We start from the raw sequence: 23,036 nt of genomic DNA, 5'->3' as shown, positions 1-23,036 counted from the left end.
TTCCGGCGACGCGTCAAGTTGACCGGACCGCCGAAGTCTGCCTGCCTGCCCGCCGACCGGACTTCCGGCTAGCGTTCGCCGATGGCTGTCCTGTCGCGATCCGCCTCCAACGGATCCACGATCTCCCCCTGCGCGGTCACCGTGCCCTGCGCCAGCCGGGTCGCCCGAGGCGGCACCGGCGGCTCCAGGTCGGCCACCACGCGGAGGCCGGAAAGGACGTCATCGGGCCGTACGGACGGGGTGACCTGCCGCACGACCATTTCGAGTATCGCACACGGTACGCCCGCGACCTCGGAAGGTGCCCCGGTCCGCTCGATCACATCGATCCCGGTCACCGCGTGTCGGGCGTCGAAGACACGTCGTCCCTGCTTGGTCATCCGCTCCACGGACACCTCGGCGGCGGCCAGGAACGCCGAAACCGCGTCACGCAGGACAGCGGGTTCGACACCCGGCAACTCGACCCGCCACCGGGACGCGTCGATCCGGTCCGCGAGGCTGCCCGGACCGGCGACGACGGCGTCCAGCACGTCGAGCCCCGGCGACAACGCGGCGTCCAGGGCGGCCCGCAGCGCCGCCGGGTCCACCGGCTCCCGGAGGCCGATCTCCAGGTACTCCGCCTCGCTGGCCACCCCGGTCGGCGCCGCGCTGGCATAGGAGATCTTGGGATGCGGCGTGAAGCCCTGGGAGAACGCCACCGGTACGCCGGCCCGGCGTACCGCACGTTCGAAGGCGCGGGCGAAGTCCCGGTGGGAGGTGAACCGCAACGGTCCCCGTTTGGCGTACCTGATCCGGATCCGCTGTACGACCGGCGCCTGACCGCCCTCAGGCTGTGGTTTGCTACTGATCGCGCTGCTCCTCGGTGTACACGATGTTCCTGGCATCCTCGCCCAGCCCGGCGGCGGACGCCAACCCGGCCCCCGGCGTACGGCACGCGGCCGGCCGGGTGGGAACGGTCGCCGGCGGCCGCCGCCGGATGGCGCTGGTGACGGCCGGCCGGATCGAACGGTCAGTGGTGGGCGCCGGCCGGTGCCCGTAGCCCGTTGACCGGGGTCAGCGGCAGCAACTTCTTGCCGGTCGGCCCGATCTGGATCTCGGTGTCCATGGACGGGCAGACCCCGCAGTCGAAGCAGGGGGTCCACCGGCAGTCGTCCTGCTCGAACTCGGACATGGCGTCCTGCCAGTCCTGCCAGAGCCAGTCCTTGTCCAGGCCGGAGTCGAGGTGGTCCCAGGGCAGCACCTCGGTCTCCTCGCGCTCCCGGACGGTGTACCAGTCGAGGTCGACGCCGAACGTCGGCAGTACCTCGGCGGCGGCGTCCACCCAGCGCTGGAAGGAGAAGTGCTCGCTCCAGCCGTCGAACCGGCCGCCGTCCTCCCAGACCTTCCGGATCACCGCGCCGACCCGGCGGTCACCTCGGCTGAGCAGGCCCTCGATCAGCGACGGCTCGCCGTCGTGGTAGCGGAACCCGATCGCCCGGCCGAGTGACCGGTCGGCGTTGATCGCCTGCTTGAGCAGTTTGAGCCGGTTGTCGATCACCTCGGGACGTTCCATCGACGCCCACTGGAACGGGGTGTGCGGCTTCGGCACGAACCCGCCGATCGAGACCGTGCAGCGGATGTCCTTCGAGCCGGTCGCCGCCCGCCCCGCCTTGATCACCTCGTGCGCGAGCCGGGCGATCTGCAGTACGTCCTCGTCGGTCTCGGTCGGCAGACCGCACATGAAGTAGAGCTTCACCTGCCGCCAGCCGTTGGTGTAGGCGGTGACGACGGTGCGGATGAGGTCCTCCTCCGACACCATCTTGTTGATCACCCGACGGATCCGCTCCGAGCCGCCCTCCGGGGCGAAGGTCAGCCCGGTACGCCGCCCGTTGCGGCTCAGCTCCTGGGCCAGGTCGATGTTGAACGCGTCGACCCGGGTGGACGGCAGCGACAGCGAGACGTTGGTGCCCTCGTACTGCTGGGCCAGCCCGGAGCACATGTCACCGATCTCCGAGTGGTCGGCCGACGACAGCGACAGCAGACCCACCTCGTGGAAACCGGAGTACTCCAGCCCCTGCTGCACCATCTGCCCCACGGTGGTGATCGACCGCTCCCGGACCGGACGGGTGATCATGCCGGCCTGGCAGAACCGGCAGCCCCGGGTGCAACCCCGGAAGATCTCCACCGCGTACCGCTCGTGCACCGTCTCGGCCAGCGGCACGATCGGCTTCTTCGGGTACGGCCAGGCGTCCAGGTCCATCGTCGTGCGCTTGTGCACCCGGAACGGTACGTCCGGCCGGTTCGGCACCACCCGCTGGATCCGACCGTCGGGCAGGTAGTCGACGTCGTAGAAGCGCGGTACGTAGACGCTCTCCGTCCGGGCCAGCCGCAGCAGCAGCTCGTCCCGGCCTCCCGGGCAGCCCTCCTGCTTCCAGCCCCGGACGATCTCGGTGATCTCCAGGACGGCTTCCTCGCCGTCGCCGAGCACCGCCGCGTCGATGAAGTCGGCGATCGGCTCGGGGTTGAACGCGGCGTGACCGCCGGCCACGATCACCGGGTGCGCGTCGGTCCGGTCCGCGGCGAGCAGCGGGATCCCGGCCAGGTCGATGGCGGTGAGCAGGTTGGTGTAGCCCAGCTCGGTGGCGAACGAGATGCCGAACAGGTCGAACGCGCCGACCGGCCGGTGCGCCTCGACGGTGAACTGCGGCACGCCGTTGGCGCGCATCAGCCGTTCCAGGTCCGGCCAGACCGCGTACGTCCGCTCGGCCAGGACGTCAGGCAGCTCGTTGAGCACCTCGTAGAGGATCTGCACGCCCTGGTTGGGCAGGCCCACCTCGTACGCGTCGGGATACATCAGCGCCCACCGGACGACGGCCGACTCCCAGTCCTTCACCACCGCGCCCAGTTCACCGCCGACGTACTGGATCGGCTTGCTCACCTGGGGCAGCAGCGGTTCGAGCTGCGGCCAGACCGTCATCGCCGCAGACCTGCTCGCGGCGGCCGACGCGGCGCTCATGGAACCTCCCGGAACAACAACTCGCAGGGACCCGACCAACAATCCAGGGTACGCGTAGCTTCCGCGACCCGATCGGGTAGGAACTCTATCCCGAGCCGTCGTCGGCGCCGGTGCACTCGACCCACCTGGTTGTGCCCGGATCGACGCGGTCCGTCACGACACGGGGCGGACCGGCACAGCTCAGACGTCGACCGGACGAACTGGTACGCCGGTACTAACCTCGGACGGGCGCGAGAGGAGAGCCGCACGATGCGTCAGCCTCAGCCGGACGAGGGTCAGCCGGCAGGCCGAGCCACCGCACCCGGGCAGCCGGAGCCGGTCGAGCCGCCACCGGCCGGCGGTTCCGACGATCGGGACCGCACGGCGCCCCGGGTGGAGACCTCGCCGACCAGCGGCGCGGCGGACTCGGGCACCCCGGTCGACCCCACCACCGGTCCCGACCGGCCGGTGGGGGCCGGTGCCGACCCCGACCGTCCGCCCCCGGGCACGGACCCAGAGCCCGACCGGGCGCCGGACCCCACCGCACCGACCGACGCGGCGGGCCGGGACGACGACACCGACACACCGACCCGCCGGACCGAACCCGCCGCACAGCCGGACGACGGCACCGACGTACCGACCCGTCCGGCCACCGTCGACGCCGAGCCGGCGCGGACCGGACCGGCAGCCAACGCCGGGAGCGCGCCGCCGGACGGACCCGCGGGCGCCGACGCGGCGGACCCGTCGCCGGTCACCGGTGCGGCCGGGCCGGCACCGGAGCCGACCCGGGTCGCCGCGCCCCGCTGGACCGGTTCGGCGGCGGTACCGCCGCCACAGAACCGTCGCCGGCGCCGCTGGCTGGGCGGCGGCGACGAGCCGGCCGCACCGGCCGGACCGCCGGCATCGGCGACGCCGGGCCCGGACCGCCCGTCGACGGGGCCGCGCCGGCCGGACCCGACGCTGCGGATGCCGACCGTCGAGTCCGACGATGCCGAGATGCCGACCCCGGTGGATCCCTGGGCGGGTACCGCCGACGACCCCTGGTTGGCGTCACCCGCCTACCCGCCGGCCGGCGGCCAGCCGCTCCACCCGTCGACCGGGCACACCGCTGCGGCCGCCCACCCCACCAGGGTGGAGCCGGCCGCGCCGGTGAGCCCGCCCCCGCACCCGGTGAGCCCGCCGCCGCACCCGGTGAGCCCGCCGCCGCACCCGGTGAGCCCGCCGCGACAGTTGTCGCCCACCCGGGTCTTCCCCTCGCCCGCCGGGCCACCGCCACCGGCGCCCACACCGCACCCGCCCGGCGCACCGTCGGTTCCCCGACCACGGCAGACACCCGAGCCGACACCCCGCCGGAAACCAGCACGCCCGAAGGCGGCGCCCCCGCCACCCCCACCGGCACCGGTCGCGCCGCCCCAGCCGAGCCGACGGAAACGACGCAAGTCCACGGCCCCGCCCCAGGCGACACCGCCGGGTTGGAAGCCACCGCAGGGTTACGTCCCGATCCCGGTACGACGTCGCCGGCGCTGGCCCCGGGTCATGCTCGTACTGACCCTGCTCAGCGTCTTCTGCTGCTGCGGTGTGCCGGGCTACTACCTCTGGCCCGTCTGGGACCAGTACCCAGCCCAGCCGGCGGATCCCCTGCCGCAGCAGGTACGTGACCTGCGGCTGCAGGACGACGGGGACGGCGAGCGGGCGGTCGGGGACCTCAAGGCGGACCTGCGGGCCAGGAACTGGTTGGCCGAGGGGACGTTCGCGGCCGTCTACCGTGACGGATCCGGCAAGCGGGTGACGATCTTCGGCACCACGGGGTTCCGGCTGAACCCCGAGTCTGATGTGACGAAGGAGCAGGACGAGCTCCGCGAGCAGTACAACCTCGCCACGGCAGAACCGGTCAAGACCGACGTCCGGGGCGAGTACCGCAGCTGTACCACCGGCAAGGAGGACGGCGAGTCCGTTGTCCTCTGCACCACCGCGGACCACGGCAGCCTGGTCACCGGGCTGTTCACCCGGCGGAGCCTGGACGAGAGCGCGGAACTGCTGGCCGCGATGCGTACGGAGATCGTGCTACGGGAGTGAGGCCGGCCGGCGGTCCGGAGGTTCGACAACCGTCGTCAGGGCGCGACGCGGCTCAGCTCCCCACCGTCGGGATACCGTCGTCCCCGCCGGTACGCGCCGGGGCGTACCGGGGCACGTACTCCTGACCGGTCAGTTTCTGGATCTCCACCATGACCTCGTCGGTGATCTCACGCAGCGAACTCCGGTCCGTCGGCCGGCCGGTGAAGTCGAGCGGCTTGCCGAACCGCACCGTCACCTTCCCCGCGCCGAGCCGGGGCATCCGGGCCCCGATCGGCTGGACCTTCTCCGTACCGATCATCCCGACCGGGATCACCGGTACCTCGGCGGCCAGGGCCAGGCGGGCCACGCCGGTACGCCCCCGGTAGAGCCGCCCGTCCGGTGACCGGGTCCCCTCCGGGTAGAGCGCGACCAGGTCCCCCGCCCGCAGCACCGGCACGGCGCCGTCAAAGGCGGAGAGGGCGGCCCGGCCACCGCTGCGCTCGACCCGGATCGCGCCGAGCCCTTCCACAACCGACCTGGTCAGCCAGCCTCGGACTCCGGTGCCGGTGAAGTACTCCGCCTTCGCCCAGAAGGCGAGGTGCCGGGGAACCACCGCACCGAGGAAGAGTTCGTCGGCGACGGAGAGATGGTTGCCCGCGAAGATCGCACCGCCGGTCGCCGGAATGTTCTCCAGGCCTTCGACGGTGGGACGCCAGGCGAGCCGCAGGGCGGCGCCGACGGTGTGCTGGCCGATGGTGTAGAGCAGCGGCACGGGACCTCCGGCGGTCGGGGGTGGTCGGGCGCTGTCACGGTAGCCGACGCCCGGCCGACCGGTTCGGGTGACCGGCACACGTCGGGACTCCGTGCGCGCAGACATACGGGACGCGGTACGGGCGACATACCGGACGCGGTGCGGGCGATACGCCGGACGCGGTGCGGGCGATACGCCGGACGCGGTGCGGGCGATACGCCGGACGTGTCGCCCGCCCGCGCCGAGGTCACCGCTGGCGTACCACCACCGTCACCGGTTCGCCGTCGCCGACCTCACCGGCGAAGCCGGTGTCGCCGACCTGCTCCCGGTCGGTGAAGGCGATCGTCTCCGCCAGCACCTCCCGGGCCACGAAGTCCCGGTACGCCCCGACCGCCGAGGTCACCTCCTGCGGTGCCCCGACCAGCAGGTCGATCCGGTCCGACACGTCCAGACCGGCGTCCCGGCGGGCCTGCTGCACCACCCGGATCACGTCCCGGGCCAGCCCTTCGGCGGCCAGTTCGGGGGTGACCGTGGTGTCCAGCACCACCACGCCCTCGCCAGCGGGCAGCGGTGCGGAGTGCTCGGCGTCGGCCGCGACCAGCTTCAGCTCGTACTCGCCGGCCTCCAGCCGGATTCCGGCCGCCTCCGGTACGCCCTCGACCAGCGACCAGTCGCCGGCCTTGACCGCCTTGATCACGGCCTGGACCTGCTTGCCGACCCGGGGACCGAGCGCCCGGGGCACCACGGTCAGCACCTGCTGGCAGTAGTCGGTCAGCTCGTCGCTGAACTCGACCGTCTTGACGTTGACCTCGTCGGCGACCAGGTCGGCGAAGGGCCGCAGGGTCGCCGCGGCCGGGCTGGCCACGGTCAGCTTCGACAGCGGCAGCCGGACCCGCAGCCCCTTCGCCTTGCGCAGCGACAGGGCCGCCGAGGCGACGTTCCGGGTCGCGTCCATCGCGGCCACCAGGTCGTGGTCGGCCGGGAACTCGGTCGCGTCCGGCCAGTCGGTCAGGTGCACCGACCGGTCCCCGGTCAGCCCCCGCCAGACCTCCTCGGCGGTGAGCGGGGCCAGCGGGGCGAGCACCCGGCTCACCGTCTCCAGCACCGTGTGCAGGGTGTCGAAGGCGTCCCGGTCGCCGGACCAGAACCGGTCCCGGGACCGCCGGACGTACCAGTTGGTCAGCGCGTCCAGGAACGACCGGACCGAGCCGCAGGCAGCGGAGATGTCGTACGCGTCGAGCTGCGCCTGCACCGTGGAGACCAGTTCCCCGGTCTTGGCCAGGACGTACCGGTCGAGCAGGTGCGTCGAGTCGGTACGCCGGACCGCCGAGTACCCCTCCGCGTTCGCGTACAGGGTGAAGAAGTACCAGACGTTCCAGTACGGCAGCAGCACCTGGCGTACCGAGTCCCGGATCGCCGTCTCGCTGACCACCACGTCCCCGCCGCGCAGCACCGGTGACGCCATCAGCGTCCAGCGCATCGCGTCCGAGCCGTACCGGTCGAACATCTCGTAGACGTCCGGGTAGTTGCGCAGGCTCTTGGACATCTTGCGCCCGTCCTCGCCGAGCACGATGCCGTGCACCACCGCGTTGCGGAACGCCGGCCGGTCGAACAGCGCGGTGGCGACCACGTGCATGGTGTAGAACCAGCCCCGCACCTGCGGCAGGTACTCGACGATGAAGTCGCCCGGGTAGTGGTTCTCGAACCACTCCCGGTTCTCGAACGGGTAGTGCACCTGGGCGAACGGCATCGACCCGGACTCGAACCAGCAGTCCAGCACCTCCGGCACCCGACGCATGGTGGACTTCCCGGTCGGGTCGTCCGGGTTCGGCCGGGTCAGCTCGTCGATCACCGGGCGGTGCAGGTCGGTGACCTTCACCCCGAAGTCACGCTCCAGCTCTTCGAGGGAGCCGTAGACGTCGACCCGGGGATAGTTGGGGTCGTCGGACTTCCAGACCGGGATCGGTGAGCCCCAGAACCGGTTCCGGCTGATCGACCAGTCCCGGGCGTTCGCCAGCCACTTGCCGAACGAGCCGTCCTTGACGTGCCCCGGCGTCCAGTTGATCTGCTGGTTCAGCTCGACCATCCGGTCCTTGACCTTGGTGACCGCGACGAACCAGGAGGAGACCGCCTTGTACACCAGCGGGGTGTCGCAGCGCCAGCAGTGCGGGTACGCGTGGGTGTAGGTGTCCTGCCGGAGCACCACCCCGCGCTCCTTCAGCTCGCGGATCACCGACCTGTTGACGTCGAAGACCTGCTCCCCCTGGTACGGCGGAACCAGCGCGGTGAACCGGGTGTGGTCGTCGACGGTGACGATGGTCGGGATCCCGGCCGCGTTGCACGCCTTCTGGTCGTCCTCGCCGAAGGCGGGCGCCAGGTGCACCACCCCGGTGCCGTCCTCGGTGGTGACGAACTCCGCGCCGAGCACCTGGTACGCGTTCGGGCCGGCCGGCTCGACCAGGAAGTCGTAGAGCGGGGTGTAGCGGCGTCCGACCAGGTCCCGGCCGTACACCGTGCCGACCTGGGTGAAGCCCTCCAGCTCCTTGGCGTACGCCCCGAGCCGGGCCGCCCCGACGACGTACCGCTCCCCGTCCCGCTCCAGGACGGCGTACTCGATGTCCGGGCCGACGGCGAGCGCCAGGTTCGACGGCAGGGTCCACGGCGTGGTGGTCCAGACCCCGACCCTGACCGGCCCGCGCACCAGCTCCGGTGCGGTCCCGTCCGGGGTGAGGGTGAACCAGACGGTCAGCGTCGGGTCGTGTCGGTCCCGGTAGACGTCGTCCATCCGGGTCTCGGTGTTCGACAGCGGCGTCTCACAGCGCCAGCAGTACGCCAGCACGCTGAAGCCCTCGTAGACGAGGCCCTTCCCGTGCAGCTGCTTGAACGCCCACATGACGCTTTCCATGTAGTTGAGGTCCAGCGTCTTGTAGTCGTTGCCGAAGTCGACCCACCGGGCCTGGCGGTTGACGTACCGCTCCCACTCGTGAGTGTAGGCGAGCACCGACGTGCGGCAGGCGTCGTTGAACCGGGCCACCCCGAGATCGATGATCTCCGCCTTGGTGGTGATGCCGAGCTGCTTCTCCGCCTCCACCTCGGCCGGCAGACCGTGGCAGTCCCAGCCGAACCGGCGCTCCACCCGGCGGCCGCGCATCGTCTGGTAGCGCGGGATCACGTCCTTGGCGTAGCCGGTCAGCAGGTGGCCGTAGTGCGGCAGGCCGTTGGCGAACGGCGGGCCGTCGTAGAAGACGAACTCGTTGCCGCCGTCCGGTCCCGGATCGCGGGCCTCGACGCTGGCCTCGAAGGTCTTGTCCGCCGTCCACTCGTCGAGCACGCGGCGCTCGACCGCCGGCAGGTCGGGACTGGCCGGCACGCCCGTGCCGGCGGGGGCGTTCTTGGGGTACGCCATCGCGGGTCGTTTCTCCTCGGTGCAGCTCACTGGTCAGTGGTCTGCGAGGACGAGCCCTGGTACGCCGTGACCGGCGCCCGCGGACCCGCGGTACCACCCCGCTTGGTGGCCGGAATCGACCACCCGCTCGTTGGCCGGCTGTGACGGGCCGCTCCCGTCCGGTTCTACTGGGGCGTCGCCGACCGTTCCCGACCGGTGACGCCTGTTCTTCCGGAGGCTCGCCGGTGATGGCCGGGTCGACGCCTGTGACCCCCAACGATACTCGACCCCTCCGGCCGTCCCCAGCCGATATCCGTCCCGGCACCGACCGTGCGCCGCGAGTCGGCGACGGCGGCGGTGTCAGGGGACCGCGCGCCGGACCGGGGCGCCCTATCCTGGGTCGGCGCGCGGGGCCGAGGGGCCGGTGTCCACCGCGTCCGCAGGGAACGGGGGCCCGAGATGGAGTACGCCGCGCACCGGACACGTTCCGGGGCCTGGCGCCGGACGGCGCTCGTGGCCGTCCTGCTGACCGCCGGCTGCACCGGGCCGCAGCCCACGCCGGTCGTCCCGCCGTCGCCGCCCGGATCGGTTCCACCGTCGCCCGGATCGGTCACGCCGTCGCCCCGCGTGCCCGGGCCGCCGTACGACCCGGAGGCGCTCTTCCCGGTGCTCACCGCGATCGCCGGCGAACACGGCACCGTGCCGCCGCCGGAGGTGATGACGGACGAGCAGGAGCTCGACGGGCACGGCCACAATCCGTGCGGGCTGCTGACCGCCGAGGAGCGGCCCGGAGAGCCGTTCGCGCCGCCCACCCCGGTCTTCACCGGGCTGATCGAGGTCAATCCGACCGGCGCGTTCCAGGGGGTCGACGGGCCGACCACCGTGGTCGAGATCGAGGTGACCGGTTTCGCCAGCGACGGGATCGTCGAGGAGGTCATGGAGCGGGCCGGCCGGGCCCGCTGTGCCACCGACTTCACCGTCACCTACACGCCGATGCCCGCCCGACGGGCCGTCGGGACGGTCCGGCTCGGCGAGGTCCAGGCCAGGCTCAGCACCGGAACGGTACGACGGGTGCCGGCGGATCAGAACATCAGCCTGGTTCCGGGCGAGGCCCGGCTCGTCTTCGCCCACGGGCCGCTGCTGATCAGCGTCGACGTGCTCACGTTCCGGCCGGACAGCACCGGCCCGAAGGTCACCGGGCTGGCCCGGAAGACCGCCGTCGACCTGGCCACCGAGCTGCTCCGGGCGGTCGGGGGCGGCGACTAGGCTGCTGCCGTGATCCGCATCCAGTTGGACGAGCCGACGGTGGCGCGTACCCGGATCGCGATCAGCCCGCTGTGGGAGACGGTGTGCGGGCTCTACCTGCTGGCCCGCCACGGCGACGCACCGCCGCCGTGGCCGTACACCGCCTGGGGGCGGCGGGCCCGGCGGGTGCTCGCCGAGGTGCCGGCCGCCGCGCCGGTCCGGTTGTACCTGACGGCCGCCACCTGGTTGCCCGACTTCCTCTCCCCGGTGCCGCCCACCGCCTCCCCCAGCATCGAGGAGGAGTTGGCCGGGTTGCGGGCGACCGCCCCGGAGACGATCGAGGAGCAGCTCCGGCGACATCCGGCCGGCGAACCACCGCCGTGGCTGCGCCCGTTCCGGGACGACCCGTCCCGGGCCCTGGACCGGCTCGCCGACGGCCTCGCCGCGTACTGGGCGGCGGCGATGGCGCCGTTCTGGGGGCAGATGCGGGCCGCCCTGGACGAGGAGGTGCTGCACCGGGCCCGGGCCCTCGCCGCCGACGGGCCGGACGCGCTCCTGGCCGACCTGCACGAGCGGGTGCGCTGGCAGCGTCCCACCCTCACCCTGGTGAAGTCGCACGAGCAGAGCTTCCAGGCCGCCGACCAGCGTCTGCTGCTCATCCCGTTGATCTTCTCGCGCGGCGCCCTGGTCTGCTCCGCCGAGCATCCGGAGGTGGTCGCGGTCTCCTACCAGGCCCGGGGCGCCGCGGTACTGGCCGACGACGGGCCGGCCACGGCCCCGGAGACCGGCACCGACCGGCTCGCCGTCCTGGTCGGCCGGGGCCGGGCCGCCGTGCTGCGCGCACTGGGCCGGCCGGCCAGCACCGCCGGGCTCGCCGCGACCCTCGGCCTCGCCCCCAGCACCGTCTCCGAACACCTCGGCGCGCTGCTCGCGGCGGGCGTGGTCAACCGGCGCCGGGTCGGCCGCCGGGTGCTGTACGGCCTGGAACCGGCCGGGCTCGCACTGGTCACCCTGCTCGGTGTCGAACCGCTCGGCACCGGCGTCGCCGACCCGGCCGAATCCGATTCGGGCGCACCCCGCGCGTCCTGACCCCCACCCCGGCCGGGCCACCGGCGGCCCGGCCCCGCACATTCGGTGCACGCCGAATCGTTTCCGCCGGTCAGGGTCGGCTCCCTAGCGTCGCCGCCATGAGCGAGTACGCGATCGAGGCGGTCGGGCTGCACCGCACCTACCGCAGCCGTACCGGGTGGTTACGGCCCCGGCGTCGGGAGGTGGTGGCGGTACGCGGAGTCGACCTGGCCGTACGCCGGGGCGAGCTGTTCGGCCTGCTCGGCCCGAACGGCGCCGGCAAGACCACCACCATCAAGCTGCTGAACACCCTGCTCCTCCCGACCTCCGGCACCGCCCGGGTGGCCGGCTACGACGTGGTACGCCAGACCCGGGAGGTCCGGCGTCGGATCGGGTACGTCTTCGGCGGCGACCGGGGTCTCTACGACCGGCTCTCCGCCCGGGACAACCTGCGCTACTTCGCCGAACTCCACGGGGTCGCGCCCCGGGAGCAGCGGCACCGGATCGACGAACTGCTCGACCTGGTCGGGCTCACCGGGCGGGACAGCGAGCGGGTCGAGGGCTACTCCCGGGGCATGCGCCAGCGGTTGCACATCGCGCGCGGGCTGCTGCACCACCCCGAGGTCCTCTTCCTCGACGAGCCGTCGATCGGGGTGGACCCGGTCGCCGCCCGGGAACTGCGCCAGACCGTCGCCGACCTGGCGGCGAACGGCACGACGGTACTGCTGACCACGCACTACATGGCGGAAGCGGACGAACTCTGCGACCGGATCGCGGTCATCGCCGGTGGTCGGATCCGCGCCTCGGGTACGCCCGCCGACCTCAAGCGGCACGCCGAGGGCCGGCAGGTGCTGGAGGTCGAGGCGTACGGGGTGACCGACCGGCAACTCGCCGAGATCCACCAGCTGCCCGGCGTACGGGAGGCGAGCCTGCGGGTGCTCGGCGCCGTCCAGCTGCTCACCGTGCAGTCGGCGGCGGGCACCGACGTACAGGCCGAGGTGCTGCGGGTGTTGGCCGGGATCCGGTTGGGCCGGGTGCTGAGCCGCCAGCCCACCCTGGAGGACGCCTACGTGGCGATCGTCAGCGGTACGACAGCGGCCGACGCCCCCGAACCGGCCCTCAGCGGTACGGCGGTGCCGGTGTGAGGACGCTGCGGATGATCGCGCTCGGGGCCCTGCTGCACGTCAAGCACCAGAGCCGCTCCTCCCTGGAGATCACCATCGCGGTCCTGCTGCCGGTGGTCCAGGCGACCCTGGCGGTCTACCTGTTCCGGGCCGGCGGCCAGCCGGACCGGCTGCTGGAGGCGGCGGTCGGCGCCGGTCTGATGGGCATCTGGTCGTCGGTGCTGTTCGGCTCCGGCGGCGCGATCCAGAACCAACGCTGGCAGGGCACCCTGGAGATGCTCATCCTGGCACCCCGGTCGCCGGCGCTGGTCATCCTGCCGATCACCCTCGCCACCGCGCTCACCGGCACGTACGCCATGATCGCGACCCTGCTCTGGGGCCGCCTGCTGTACGGCATCCCGCTCGACTTCGCCGATCCGCTCGCCTTCGCGGTCGCGGTCCCCGGCTGTGTGCTCGCCCTGGGCATGTTCGGGCTGCTGCTGGCGGCCACGTTTGTCCTGCTGCGCAACGCGAACGCGCTGGCCAACCCGTTGGACTATCCGATCTGGCTGGTCTCCGGCATGCTCGTGCCGGTCACCGCGCTACCCGGCTGGACCACCCCGATCGGCGCCGTGCTCCCCACCACCTGGGGTGCCCGGGCGGTCCGCGAGGCGGCGACCGGCAGCGGACCCGTCTGGCCGTCGCTGGGGATCTGCCTGGCGATCAGCCTCGGCTGTCTCGCGCTCGGCGCGCTCGCCATGTCCCGGGTCGAACGTCGGGCCCGCGCCGCCGCCACCCTCGCCCTCGCCTGAGGAGGTCCGCTTCGATGACCAGCCTGTTCCGTCTCGTCGGCGTCGGCGGCGTGATCGCCTACCGCGCGCTGTTCAACTGGACGACCCCGTCGATGTTCGTCGGCACCCTGCTCGTCGGACCCCTGTTCCAGCTGCTCTTCTTCGCCTACCTCGGCCGTCAGCTCGGCGTCGCGGACGACACGTTCTACATCGTCGGCAACGCCGTACTGGCCGCCTCGTCCGCGTGCGTCTTCGGCGGCACGATGGCGGTCTCCAACGAACGCCGGTTCGGCACCCTCGGCCACGTACTGCTCTCCCCGCGCAGCCGTACCGCCGTCTTCCTCGGGCGGGCCCTCCCGTACGCCGGCAACGGGCTGCTGATCGCGGCCTGCACGCTGGCCGGCGGCGCGTTGCTGCTCGGTCTGCGGATTCCGCCGGAGGCGCTGCCCGGGCTGCTGCTCGTCCTCGCCGCCGCATCGCTGACGTGTGGCTTCTTCGGCTTGACGTTGGGCGCGATCGGTCTGCGGTTCCGCGACGTGTGGCTGGTGTCGAACGTGTCGGTGACACTGTTGCTGCTGCTCACCGGGGTGAACGTGCCGGCGGCGGAGCTGCCCGCCGGAATGCGGGCGGTCGGCGCGGTACTGCCGATCACCCACGCGGCCGAGGCGGCCCGCCGGCTGGTCGACGGCGACGGCCTGACCGCCGCCGCCGGCCCACTCGCCATCGAGGTGGCACTCGGCCTCGGGTACGCGGTACTCGCCGCCGTACTGCTCAAGGTCTTCGAGGCGGAGAGCCGCCGGCGAGCCTCCCTCGACACACTCTGAACCGGCGGTCGAATCGTCCCGGACACCGCGTGACGGGGGCCGCCCGGAAACCGGTCGCCTGCGCCGCCGTCGAGTGCTGACCGTCACAGCCCCGGCTGTCACGCCGGATCCCGCCGGCGGCGTCGTCCTGTCGTAACGGAACCCGAAGCGGGAGGTTGTCGTGAGTCGGATCAACATCGCGTCCGTGGCGCCGGAGGCCTACCAGGCGGTGATGGGTCTGGAGAAGTACGCCCGGGCGAACCTGGACCACACCGTGCTCGAACTGGTGAAAGTGCGGGCCTCGATGATCAACGGCTGCACGTTCTGCGTGGACATGCACAGTCGGGAGGCGCTCGCCGCGGGCGAGTCCAGCCGGCGGCTGTTCGCGGTGGCCGCGTGGCGCGAGGCACCCTTCTTCGACGAGCGGGAGCGGACCGCGTTGGCGCTGACCGACGCCGTCACCCGGCTCGGCGAGCACGGGGTGCCGAACGACGTGTGGGAGGCCGCCGCCAAGGTGTGGTCGGAAAAGGAACTGGCGGACCTGGTGGTCGCGATCGCCACAATCAACGTGTGGAACCGGATCGCGATCACCAGCCGGACAGCGCCGCCGACGGAGGGATGACGGCCGAGGAGGCGGTGCAGGCGGCCGGTGCGCTCGAGGCGCACCGGCCGATGCTGCTCGGGCTCGCGTACCGCCTCCTCGGCAGCCTGCACGACGCGGAGGACGTGCTGCAGGAGACGTACCTGCGCTGGCTCGGCGTCGACCGGGCTTCGGTGGTCGAGCCCCGCCGGTACCTGTCCCGGGTGGTGACCCGGCTGGCCCTGGACCGGCTGCGGGCCCGCCAGGCGGCGCGGGAGACGTACGTCGGCCCGTGGCTGCCGGAGCCGGTGCCCACCGCGTCGTCGCCGTTCGGCCCGCTGGACAGCGCCGAACTGCGGGACTCCCTCTCTCTCGCCCTGCTGCACGTCCTCGAACGGCTCACCCCGCCGGAGCGCGCCGTCTACGTACTGCACACCGCCTTCGAACTGCCGTACGCCGAGATCGCGGAGATCCTCGACCGGTCGGTGGCGGACTGCCGGCAACTGCACCACCGGGCGGCCGCCCGGGTCGCCGCCGACCGGCCCCGGTTCACCGCCACCGCCGCCGAGCAACGACGGCTGCTCGACGCGTTCCTGGCCGCGGCCCGCGACGGCGACCTGGACCGGCTGACCAGCCTGGTGGCAGCCGAGGCCATCGCCTGGTCCGACGGCGGCGGCCGGGTCCGGGCGGCTCTCCGGCCGGTGTACGGCGCGGAGCGGATCGCCCGGTTCTTCGCCGGCATCCACGGGCGCCGGCCGTTGGTCGAAGAGGCGCCGGTCGAGCTGAACGGCGGACCGGGGGCGCTGCTCCGCTGGCCCACCGGAATCCGCTACACGATCACCGTCGTCGCGGCGGAGGGCCGGATCACCGGGCTCTATCTGGTCGGAAACCCGGAAAAGCTGTCCCGGCTGCCGGAATGACGGTTCGGGCGGCGGGTGGGGGTGACGAGCCAGGCGGCGGCGCGGCCGAGCGAGCCCGTCTCCGGTCGTTCCATTCCCGCCGGATCCGGCCTAGCCTGGCCTTAGCTAGGGAGGTCCACTGTGGCAGATGGTCGGCGGCGCCAGGTCGCGCCGGTACGCAAGCTCGTCGCCGCGGTGCTGGGCACCCTCGCCACCTTTGTCATGCTGTTCGGCCTGGGGATGCGCAGCTGGGCGATCGTCATGCTGGGGGTGGCGCTGCTCGCCCTCGCCATCGGTCTGGTCGCGTTCACCGCTGTCCGCAGTGGTCCCCGGGCCTGGGTCACCGGCATCGGGCACGTGCACAGTGTGACCGAGCCACCGGCATCGTCCGCCTTCGGCCGGTGTGAGCTGCAGATCGTGATCGACGCGCCGGGGGTGCCGGCCCGCTCGGTGAAGATCCGGGACCCTCGGGTGCCGGTGTCGAAGTGGCCGGACCCGGGCGCCACCCTGCCGATCATGGTCGCCATCGACGATCAGCGGCACGTCCGGATCCTCTGGGACGAGGTGCTGACCCACGCCGAGGCCGCGGCGGGTGCCGACCTGCCGCCGCCGTTCGAGGGCCTGGACCCGCTCGGCGACGAGATCCTGATCGAGCAGGAGACTCCGCCGTGGGCGCGGGGCGGTCGGGACGACCCGTACCCGGACGCGCCGCTGGACGATCCACTCGTCGACCTTCCTGACGAGGGCCTCGGTCGGCCGTTCCACGACGAGGGCCTCGGTCGGCCGTTCCACGACGAGGACCTCGGCAGGCCGTTCCACGACGACCAACTGCCCCGGCATGACGACCGGCGTCCGGTGGTCGAGGACCCCGACCCGCTCGACGACAACCCTCCGCCACTCCGCGACGACCTCGGCACACACCGCGACGAACCGGTGGTGGTACGCCAGACACCGGGCGGGACGATCGTGCTGGAGGGGACCCTGGTCGAGCCGCCGCCGCCGACCACCACGCCGCTGCCGCGCCGCCCCCGCCCGGGCCCGAACGGCGAGTCCCGCCGGCCGAGTCCCGGCCCGACCGTGGAGACCGCTGGTACGACCTACTCGGCGGCGACGGTGCCCGGTTCGGTCGACCCGGACGGTCCCACCTTCCAGTCGCCGGCACCGGAGCAGACGCCGCGGACGGCCGACGCCGCACCGCCACCGTTCACCCCACCGTCCGGCACCCCGGCGGCCGCCCCCGGCCCGGCGTCGACGGCAACCAGGTCCGGCCCGGCGTCCACCGCGTCCGCCTCCGCCCCGGCGTCCACCGGTGTCCCGTCCACGGCCACCGTCCGGCCCACGGGTCCGTCCCCGGCGCCGGGCCAGCGGTCCGGCGGTCCGGCGGAGGACATCGAGATCGACATCGACCTGGACGACCCCGGCCCGGGCTCGGCCGCCGGCGCCGCGCAGCCTGACCCGGTGGCCGGGCACGGTACCGCCGGTTCCGGCCCGGCCGCACCCTCCGGGGACGACGAGGCGATTCTGGAAGACCTGATCGCCACCCCGCCGCCCGCCCGGCTCGGCGAGTCGGGCTCGATCGCCGGCGTCGGGATCACCCTGCTCGTCACCGACCTCGAACGCTCGATCTCGTTCTACCGGGACCTCCTCGGTTTCTTCGAGATCGACGGCGGCGACGGCAACGCGATCCTCGCCTCCGGCGGGACCCGGCTGGTGCTCCGGGCCATCCGCGAGGTGGCGCCGATCAACCGCCGCCTGGTCCACCTCAACCTCGAGGTCAACGACGTGCACGCGGTCCACGACGAGCTGGTCGGCAAGGGCGTGAAGTTCACCTACGCCCCTCGGGCGGTCAACCGGGGCGCGAAACTCGAACTCTGGGCCGCCGCGTTCCGGGATCCGGACGGGCACGGTATCGCGCTCACCCAGTGGCGCGACCGGGCCACCGGCTGACGGACGCCTGACCGGTCAGCCGAGGATGACCCGGCGTACGTGCAGTACGTACACCCAGACGGCGGCGAAGATGAGCCCCAGTACGCCGAGCGACCAGTGCAGGAAGCCGGAGAGCAGCAGCACCGCCTGCAGTACGGTGCCGGCGTGCCAGGCCCAGGACCGCCGCAGGCATCCGGCGAGGACTACCCCGAGCACCGCGAGCCCGACGACAACCCCGATGGCGACACCCCCCAGGTCGCCACCGAGCAGCCGGATCGGCTGGATGGCGAGGAGCAGGACGACGGTCTCGACGCTCAACGTCAGGGCGCCCAGGCCACGTACCGCCCGTTCCGGGTTACGTAGTCCGGACGGCCGCCCGCCCGGGCCGCCGACCCGCGCCGCCCCGTCGACCGGCGTCGTCCCCTCGTCGGGGGCCGCTTGGTCGTCAGGGGCCGCGTGCTCGGCCGGGGCCGTCCGCTCGACCTGCGTCGCTCCGTCGCCACGGGCCGCCTGCCCGACCGGGGGCGCCGCCCCCTCGGGTCCCTCGGCGGACTGCCGCCCGCTCATCGCTTCAACAGTCGTCGCGCGTCGGCGACGGTGACCACCGAGCCCGTGACCAGCACACCCACTCTGCTCAGCTCCCCCACCACGTCCGTTTCCGCCAGGCCCACCGCCGCCTCGATCGCGTCCGGCAGTTCCGAGGCCACCTCGACCCGGTCCTCTCCGAAGATCTCGGCGGCGAGCCGGCCCAGCTCGGCGGCGGGCATCGCCCGCGGCGAGCTGTTCTCAGTGACGACCACGGCGTCCACCACCGGCTCCAGCAGTTCCAGCAGGCTCGCCGCGTCCTTGTCGGCGAGCACCCCGACCAGGGCGATCAGCCGGCTGAACGCGAACTCCTCCTGCAGCGCGGTCACCGTCGCCGCCATCCCGGCCGGGTTGTGCGCGCCGTCGAGCAGGATCGTCGGCGCGGACCGGACCCGTTCCAGCCGCCCGGGTGAGTCGGCGCTGGCGAAGCCCTGGCGCACCGTCTCGACGTCGAGCTGACGGGCCGCACCGGCGCCGAGGAAGGCCTCGACGGCGGCGAGCGCCATCGCCGCGTTCTGCGCCTGGTGCGCGCCGTGCAACGGGATGAAAACCTCGTCGTAGACGCCGCCGAGCCCCTGCAGCGACAGCACCTGCCCGCCGACCGCCACGGCCCGCCGCAGTACGCCGAACTCGCTGCCCTCGCGGGCGATGGTGGCGTCCACCTCGACACAGCGCTCCAGCAGCGGACGGACCGCCTCCTCCGGCTGGGTCGCCGAGATCACCGTGGCGCCCTTGTGGATGATGCCGGACTTGGCCAGTGCGATGTCCTCCACGGTGTCGCCGAGCCACTCGGTGTGGTCCAGCCCGATCGGGGTGATCACGCACACCCCCGCGCTCAGTACGTTGGTGGAGTCCTCCGCTCCGCCGAGGCCGACCTCGACGACCGCCACGTCCACCGGCGCGTCGGCGAAGGTCGCGAAGGCGAGTGCCGTGGTCATGTCGAAGTACGTCAGCGGCTCGGCGGCACGCTCGTCGACGAGCCGGGCCAGCGGCGCCACCTCGCGGTAGACCGAGACGAATCGTTCCTCGCTGACCGGTTCGCCGTCCAGGCTGATCCGCTCCCGGACGGTCTCCAGGTGCGGACTGGTGTAGCGGCCGGTGTGCAGCCCGAACGCCCGGAGCAGCGAGTCGATCATGCGAGCGGTCGAGGTCTTGCCATTCGTCCCGGTCAGGTGGATCGACGGGTACGCCCGCTGCGGGCTGCCCAGTACGTCGAGCAGTTCCTCGATCCGCCCCAGGTCGAAGACCATCCGGGTGAACCCCCGGTCGGCCAGCTCCGCCTCGACGGCGCCGAAATCGGTCGACCGTCCGCCCCGCTCACTCACTGCGTTCCCCCGTCGTTCCGGACACCGTCACGCCAACACCGCCAGGGCGGCGTTGATCCGTTCGAGGTCCGCCTCGGCCACGGCCAGCCGCTCCCGGATCTTGTCGACGACCGGCGCCGGGGCCTTGTCGACAAACGCGGGATTGGCCAGCTTCCCCCGGGCCTGGGCGACCTCCTTCTCGGCCGCCGCCCGGTCCTTCTCCAGCCGGGCGCGTTCGGCGGCGACGTCGATCGAGCCGCGGGTGTCCAGCGCGACCGTCACCACGCCGGTGACCGCGAGCGTGGCACTGGCCTGGAAGTCCGCCCCGGCCGCGTCGAGCCGGACGAGCGACCGGATCAGCCCCTCGTGTGCGGCGATGCCGGCGGCGGGCAGCCCGTCGAGTCGGGCCGCCACCCGCTGCGCCGGACGCAGCCCCTGGTCGGAGCGGAACCGGCGGATCTCGGTGACGACCCGCTGGAGTTCGGCCACCTCGCGTTCCGCCGCCTCGTCGATCAGCGCCGGCACGGCCGACGGCCAGGCCGCCACCATCACCGAGGCGTCCGCGGACTCCGCACCGTTGAGTGCGGTCCAGAGCTCGTCGGTCACGAACGGCACCACCGGGTGCAGCAGTCGCAGCAACTGGTCGAGGACGTGGCCCAGCACCCGCCGGGTCGCCTCGGCCGGTTCGCCCCCGGCGGCCAGCACCGGCTTGGCCAGTTCGACGTACCAGTCGCAGACGTCGTCCCAGGCGAAGTGGTAGAGCACGTCGCAGACCTTGGCGAACTCGTACGCCTCGAACTGCCGGTCGACCTCGGCGGTGACCTGCTGCAACCGGGACAGGATCCACCGGTCCACGGTCGACAGCCGGTCCGGCTCGGGCAGGTCGCCGGTGACGTGGGCGCCGTTCATCAGGGCGAACCGGGTGGCGTTCCAGAGCTTGTTGCAGAAGTTGCGGGAACCCTGGCACCACTCGTCGCTGACCGGCACGTCCTGACCGGGGTTGGCACCCCGGGCCAGGGTGAACCGGGTCGCGTCGGCGCCGTAGCGGTCGATCCAGTCCAGCGGGTCAACCACGTTGCCGAACGACTTCGACATCTTCTTGCCGAACTGGTCGCGCACCATGCCGTGCAGCGCGATCACGTCGAACGGCTGCCGCCCGTCCATCGCGTACAGGCCGAACATCATCATCCGGGCGACCCAGAAGAAGAGGATGTCGTAACCGGTCACCAGGACGCTGGTCGGATAGAACTTGGCCAGGTCCGGGGTCTGGTCGGGCCAGCCGAGGGTGGAGAACGGCCACAGCCCGCTGGAGAACCAGGTGTCGAGGACGTCGGTGTCCTGGTGCCAGCCCTCGCCGGTCGGCGGTTCCTCGTCGGGGCCGACGCAGCGGACCTCGCCGTCGGGGCCGTACCAGATCGGGATCCGGTGGCCCCACCACAGCTGCCGGGAGATGCACCAGTCGTGCATGTTGTCGACCCAGGCAAAGTAGCGCTTGGCCAGGTCGGCCGGTTCGATCTTCACCCGACCGTCCCTGACCGCGTCGCCGGCCGCCCGGGCCAGCGGTGCGGTGTTCACGAACCACTGCAGCGACAGCCGGGGCTCGACGGTCGTACGGCACCGCGAGCAGTGCCCGACCGCGTGCGTGTACGGCCGCTTCTCCGCGACGATCCGGCCCTGCTCCCGTAGGGCGGCGACGATCGCCGGCCGGGCCTCGTACCGGTCCAGTCCCTCGAACGGGCCGGGGGCGGTGATCACCCCCCGCTCGTCCATGATCGTCAGCGACGGCAGGCCGTGCCGCTGCCCGATCTCGAAGTCGTTCGGGTCGTGCGCCGGGGTCACCTTGACCATGCCGGTGCCGAAGCTGGGGTCGACGTGCTCGTCACCGACGATCGGGATCCGCCGACCGGTGAGCGGCAGCTCCACCTCGGTGCCGATCAGGTGCTTGTACCGCTCGTCGTCCGGGTGCACCGCGACCGCGGTGTCGCCGAGCATGGTCTCGGCCCGGGTGGTGGCGACCACCACCTCGTCGCTGTACCGGATGGAGACGAGTTCGCCGTCGTCGTCGGTGTGCTCCACCTCGATGTCCGACAGCGCGGTCAGGCAGCGCGGGCACCAGTTGATGATCCGCTCGGCGCGGTAGATCAGGCCGTCGTCGTACAACTTCTTGAAGATCGTCTGGACGGCCCGGGACAGGCCCTCGTCCATGGTGAAACGCTCGCGGTCCCAGTCCACCGAGTCACCGAGCCGGCGCATCTGCCCGAGGATCTTGCCGCCGGACTCGGCCTTCCACTGCCAGACCCGTTCGACGAACGCCTCCCGCCCGAGGTCGTGCCGGGAGAGCCCGTCACTCGCGAGCTGACGCTCGACCAGATTCTGGGTGGCGATCCCGGCGTGGTCCATGCCGGGCAACCAGAGCGCCTCGTACCCCTGCATCCGACGACGCCGGGTGAGCGCGTCCATCAGGGTGTGCTCGAACGCGTGGCCCATGTGCAGCGAGCCGGTCACGTTCGGCGGCGGGATCACGATGGTGAACGGGGGCTTGTCACTGTCGGCCGAGGCCCGGAAGTGCCCCGCCGCTACCCACGCCTCGTACCGCCGGCTCTCTACCTCGCCCGGCTGGTACTGGGCGGACAGGGTCGGGGTCGGCGTGCGGTGGGGGTCCAGAGTCTCGGTCACCCACAAAGTCTACGGAGCGCCGCCGGGTCCGTCGTGCGCCACCTCCCCCTTCGCGTACGGTGGCGGTCATGTCCGATGCCCACCTCTCCGATCGGCGTCCATCGGTCGATCCGGGTCCCATCGAGATGACGTCGGAACCGGTCGTACTGGACCAGACGGCCACACCCGGCGACGACCCACTCGACTCCGACGGGGGTACCGGAGAGTCGCCGGCTCCGGTCGGGATGTCCCGGCGCCGACGGATCGTTCTCGGCTCGGTCCTGGCGCTGACGGTGCTCGGTGCCGCCGGGCTGAGCAGCGTCGGTTGGCGGATCGCCCAGGAGAAGGACGCGACGCTCAGCACTCCGGCCGAGGTCGCGGGACTCCGCCTGGATGACAGCGAACAGGCCCGTACGACCGCCGACTACCTGCGGACCGGGTTTACCGCGGACATCGTCGACGCCGAGCAGAGCATCGGTGCCGTGTACGCCGATCCGGCCGCACCGGACCGCAGCGTGCTGCTGTTCGGCGGCACCGCCCTGGTCTGGCAGCCCGAGCGCAACCTCGACCGGCTCTTCGACCTGGTCTCCGAGGGCGAGGGTGCGGTCAACGGCGTACGTGACGTGGACGCCGGACAGCTGGGCGGAGTCATGAAGTGCGGTACGAGCAGGGGCGAGGGCGGCGACTTCGCGATCTGCGGCTGGGCCGACCATGGCAGCGTGGTGATGGCGATGTTCCCGGGGCGGACCGTCGACGAGTCCGCCGGGCTGCTGCGGGACATCCGGGCCGCCGTGCAGCGCCGCGACTGAGCGGTCGCCTGATTAGCCCGGGGGCGGACACCCGTTCCTGCCCCCGGAGAAGAACAGGGAGAGGCACAGAGCCGGAAAACAAGTGTGGGGCCGACCCTCAAGGGTC

17 protein-coding genes are annotated in these 23,036 nt (G+C 72.4%); 10 read left to right on the top strand and 7 right to left on the bottom strand.

Translation table 11 applies throughout. The features are described 5' to 3' along the window. Positions 1–68: 68 nt before the first annotated feature. Both V1633_RS34735 and V1633_RS34730 read right to left on the bottom strand, forming a co-directional pair. Positions 69–881: a TIGR03936 family radical SAM-associated protein gene (locus V1633_RS34735; protein WP_331218357.1), complete on the bottom strand. Its 813-nt coding sequence runs from the start codon at positions 879–881 to the stop codon at positions 69–71. Between the two features lie 125 nt (positions 882–1,006). Next, entirely contained in the window at positions 1,007–2,992 is a 1,986-nt protein-coding gene (locus tag V1633_RS34730; RefSeq protein ID WP_331218358.1) for a TIGR03960 family B12-binding radical SAM protein, read from the bottom strand. 249 nt (positions 2,993–3,241) lie between these two features. On the opposite strand from V1633_RS34730, the gene V1633_RS34725 reads away from it, so the two are divergent. Continuing rightward, positions 3,242–5,047 carry a hypothetical protein gene (locus V1633_RS34725; RefSeq protein ID WP_331218359.1) on the top strand — a complete coding sequence of 602 codons (1,806 nt, stop codon included), beginning with the start codon at positions 3,242–3,244 and terminating at the stop codon, positions 5,045–5,047. Positions 5,048–5,099: 52 nt separating this feature from the next. On the opposite strand, the gene V1633_RS34720 is transcribed toward V1633_RS34725, so the two are convergent. Together V1633_RS34720 and ileS are read right to left on the bottom strand one after the other, a co-directional pair. Further along, positions 5,100–5,798, bottom strand: coding sequence for a lysophospholipid acyltransferase family protein (locus V1633_RS34720; protein ID WP_331218360.1), 699 nt, complete (start codon positions 5,796–5,798; stop codon positions 5,100–5,102). Positions 5,799–6,024: 226 nt separating this feature from the next. Continuing rightward, entirely contained in the window at positions 6,025–9,183 is a 3,159-nt protein-coding gene (gene ileS / locus V1633_RS34715) for an isoleucine--tRNA ligase (protein WP_331218361.1), read from the bottom strand. A gap of 438 nt (positions 9,184–9,621) precedes the next feature. On the opposite strand from ileS, the gene V1633_RS34710 reads away from it, so the two are divergent. The 8 genes from V1633_RS34710 to V1633_RS34675 all read left to right on the top strand — a co-directional run bounded on the left by V1633_RS34710 (position 9,622) and on the right by V1633_RS34675 (position 17,598). Beyond that, positions 9,622–10,428, top strand: a complete 807-nt coding sequence (locus V1633_RS34710; protein WP_331218362.1) for a hypothetical protein — start codon at positions 9,622–9,624, stop codon at positions 10,426–10,428. A gap of 9 nt (positions 10,429–10,437) precedes the next feature. Then, a complete protein-coding gene (locus tag V1633_RS34705; RefSeq protein WP_331218363.1) occupies positions 10,438–11,496 on the top strand; it encodes a helix-turn-helix domain-containing protein in 1,059 nt (352 codons plus the stop codon). A gap of 98 nt (positions 11,497–11,594) precedes the next feature. Then, positions 11,595–12,620, top strand: a complete 1,026-nt coding sequence (locus V1633_RS34700) for an ABC transporter ATP-binding protein (RefSeq protein ID WP_331218364.1) — start codon at positions 11,595–11,597, stop codon at positions 12,618–12,620. Between the two features lie 11 nt (positions 12,621–12,631). Next, entirely contained in the window at positions 12,632–13,390 is a 759-nt protein-coding gene (locus tag V1633_RS34695; protein WP_331218365.1) for an ABC transporter permease, read from the top strand. A 14-nt stretch (positions 13,391–13,404) separates the two neighbouring features. After that, positions 13,405–14,193: an ABC transporter permease gene (locus tag V1633_RS34690; protein ID WP_331218366.1), complete on the top strand. Its 789-nt coding sequence runs from the start codon at positions 13,405–13,407 to the stop codon at positions 14,191–14,193. A 160-nt stretch (positions 14,194–14,353) separates the two neighbouring features. Then, complete coding sequence (locus tag V1633_RS34685; RefSeq protein WP_331218367.1) at positions 14,354–14,794, top strand: carboxymuconolactone decarboxylase family protein; 441 nt, start codon at positions 14,354–14,356, stop codon at positions 14,792–14,794. Then, entirely contained in the window at positions 14,743–15,672 is a 930-nt protein-coding gene (gene sigJ / locus V1633_RS34680) for an RNA polymerase sigma factor SigJ (protein WP_331218518.1), read from the top strand. Before V1633_RS34685 ends, sigJ begins: the two co-directional genes overlap by 52 nt. Positions 15,673–15,792: 120 nt before the next feature. After that, positions 15,793–17,598: a VOC family protein gene (locus V1633_RS34675; RefSeq protein ID WP_331218517.1), complete on the top strand. Its 1,806-nt coding sequence runs from the start codon at positions 15,793–15,795 to the stop codon at positions 17,596–17,598. Between the two features lie 15 nt (positions 17,599–17,613). Here V1633_RS34675 and V1633_RS34670 read toward each other — a convergent pair whose 3' ends face one another. The 3 genes from V1633_RS34670 to V1633_RS34660 all read right to left on the bottom strand — a co-directional run bounded on the left by V1633_RS34670 (position 17,614) and on the right by V1633_RS34660 (position 22,142). Beyond that, positions 17,614–18,144, bottom strand: a complete 531-nt coding sequence (locus tag V1633_RS34670) for a DUF4233 domain-containing protein (protein WP_331218516.1) — start codon at positions 18,142–18,144, stop codon at positions 17,614–17,616. After that, positions 18,141–19,412 carry a bifunctional folylpolyglutamate synthase/dihydrofolate synthase gene (locus V1633_RS34665; protein WP_331218519.1) on the bottom strand — a complete coding sequence of 424 codons (1,272 nt, stop codon included), beginning with the start codon at positions 19,410–19,412 and terminating at the stop codon, positions 18,141–18,143. The genes V1633_RS34670 and V1633_RS34665 overlap by 4 nt, the downstream gene beginning before the upstream one ends. Positions 19,413–19,514: 102 nt before the next feature. Next, the gene (locus V1633_RS34660; protein ID WP_331218515.1) at positions 19,515–22,142 is read right to left on the bottom strand and encodes a valine--tRNA ligase; all 2,628 of its coding nucleotides are present in this window, start codon (positions 22,140–22,142) and stop codon (positions 19,515–19,517) included. A gap of 68 nt (positions 22,143–22,210) precedes the next feature. On the opposite strand from V1633_RS34660, the gene V1633_RS34655 reads away from it, so the two are divergent. Beyond that, on the top strand, positions 22,211–22,930 hold the full coding sequence (locus V1633_RS34655) for a hypothetical protein (RefSeq protein ID WP_331218514.1): 720 nt from the start codon (positions 22,211–22,213) through the stop codon (positions 22,928–22,930). Positions 22,931–23,036 lie beyond the last annotated feature (106 nt).

The sequence above is a fragment of the Plantactinospora sonchi genome, from assembly GCF_036422035.1.
Classification (GTDB): domain Bacteria; phylum Actinomycetota; class Actinomycetes; order Mycobacteriales; family Micromonosporaceae; genus Plantactinospora; species Plantactinospora sonchi.
This window is presented reverse-complemented; position numbering and strand designations above follow the sequence as displayed.

Excerpts from the sequence above, each read along its gene's own strand:
- V1633_RS34730 (WP_331218358.1), bottom strand. The coding sequence starts at position 2,992 with ATGAGCGCCGCGTCGGCCGCCGCGAGCAGGTCTGCGGCGATGACGGTC.
- V1633_RS34690 (WP_331218366.1), top strand. The coding sequence starts at position 13,405 with ATGACCAGCCTGTTCCGTCTCGTCGGCGTCGGCGGCGTGATCGCCTAC.
- V1633_RS34700 (WP_331218364.1), top strand. The coding sequence starts at position 11,595 with ATGAGCGAGTACGCGATCGAGGCGGTCGGGCTGCACCGCACCTACCGC.
- V1633_RS34735 (WP_331218357.1), bottom strand. The coding sequence starts at position 881 with ATGCCAGGAACATCGTGTACACCGAGGAGCAGCGCGATCAGTAGCAAA.
- V1633_RS34670 (WP_331218516.1), bottom strand. The coding sequence starts at position 18,144 with ATGAGCGGGCGGCAGTCCGCCGAGGGACCCGAGGGGGCGGCGCCCCCG.
- V1633_RS34655 (WP_331218514.1), top strand. The coding sequence starts at position 22,211 with ATGTCCGATGCCCACCTCTCCGATCGGCGTCCATCGGTCGATCCGGGT.
- ileS (WP_331218361.1), bottom strand. The coding sequence starts at position 9,183 with ATGGCGTACCCCAAGAACGCCCCCGCCGGCACGGGCGTGCCGGCCAGT.
- V1633_RS34665 (WP_331218519.1), bottom strand. The coding sequence starts at position 19,412 with ATGGTCTTCGACCTGGGGCGGATCGAGGAACTGCTCGACGTACTGGGC.
- V1633_RS34725 (WP_331218359.1), top strand. The coding sequence starts at position 3,242 with ATGCGTCAGCCTCAGCCGGACGAGGGTCAGCCGGCAGGCCGAGCCACC.
- V1633_RS34710 (WP_331218362.1), top strand. The coding sequence starts at position 9,622 with ATGGAGTACGCCGCGCACCGGACACGTTCCGGGGCCTGGCGCCGGACG.
- V1633_RS34695 (WP_331218365.1), top strand. The coding sequence starts at position 12,632 with ATGATCGCGCTCGGGGCCCTGCTGCACGTCAAGCACCAGAGCCGCTCC.